This is a genomic window from Desulfovibrio sp. 1188_IL3213, from assembly GCF_036763145.1.
GTDB lineage: Bacteria > Desulfobacterota > Desulfovibrionia > Desulfovibrionales > Desulfovibrionaceae > Desulfovibrio.
In genome coordinates this window covers 1-1,176 of record NZ_JBAIYR010000585.1, presented here as the reverse complement: position 1 = coordinate 1,176, position 1,176 = coordinate 1, and the positions used below count along the sequence as shown (strand labels likewise).

General features: G+C 62.1%; 1 pseudogene. It reads left to right on the top strand.

The features are described from left to right. A pseudogene (locus tag V6C16_RS13805) lies at positions 1-967 on the top strand (polysaccharide biosynthesis/export family protein); the annotation flags it as partial. Positions 968-1,176 lie beyond the last annotated feature (209 nt).

The window sequence follows — 1,176 nt, the reverse complement described above, 5'->3', positions numbered from 1 at the left end:
CGACACCCTTGTGGTGGGCGAAAAAGGCCCCACCATCACGGCCACCGGCGTGGTGCGCAACCCCGCGCTCTTTGAATTCCCCAAGGGACAGGCCACCGGAGCAGCGCTTATGGACCTGGCCGATCCCGAGGGCCGTGCCTCGCATATCGCCCTTAACGGAACACGCAACGGCGCGCCCTACAGCACCTATCTTCCCCTCAAGGACCTGCGCACCCTCCACCTCGAAGACGGCGACAAAGTGCAATTCATCGCTGACGCTCCGGGCAATACCATCATGATCGAAGTGCAGGGGGCCGTGCGCGGTGCTTCGCGCTTTCCCGTGCGCCAGGGCGCGCGCCTGCGGGACGTAAAAAACTTCATCGCCGTGGAACCGGAACGCGCCAACCTTGAAGCCATGTACATCAAGCGCAAGAGCGTGGCCGCCAGACAAAAGAAAGCCATTGCCGATTCCCTGCGCCGCCTTGAGGAAACGGCCCTTACCGCCTCGTCGGCCAGCACGGAAGAAGCGCAAATCCGCGCCAAGGAAGCCGAAATGGTCTCCAAGTTCGTGGAACGCGCCAAAGCCGTCGAGCCTGAAGGCGTGGTGGTGCTGGACGGCGGCCCTGACAAGGCGGACCTGAGCCTTGAAGAGGGCGACGTTATCGTTATCCCCACCAAGAGCGATGTGGTGCTGGTGAGCGGCGAGGTCATGGTTCCGCAGGCCATGCTCTGGGGCAAAAAGAAAGATGCGGACGATTACATCAAGGGCGCGGGCGGCCTGACCAGCCGAGCCGACAGCAGCAAGATTCTTGTCATGCACCAGAACGGCTCTGTAACCCAGGGCGGGGGCGACATTTCCCCCGGCGACCAGATACTGGTGCTGCCCAAGGTGGAATCCAAGAGCATGCAGGCCGTCAAGGATATTTCCCAGGTTCTCATGCAGGTGGCGGTATCGGCCCGGGTGCTGCTGGGGTTGCCGACACTGTAATGCAGGTTCCCCGAGGCTGTTGCCTCGCACCACTGACGCGCCAAAAGGAAAAAAACTGCTGGCGCAGCCAGTCAGACAAAAGCGTCATCAGGGCAATTGCACAACACAATTGCCCTGATGACCGCATGAACATCCCCTTCCCAAAAAGCAAAACGCCGCAACCGCCCCACCACTGCGGGGCCACGCACGGCTGGCCCGCGCGGGCAGGC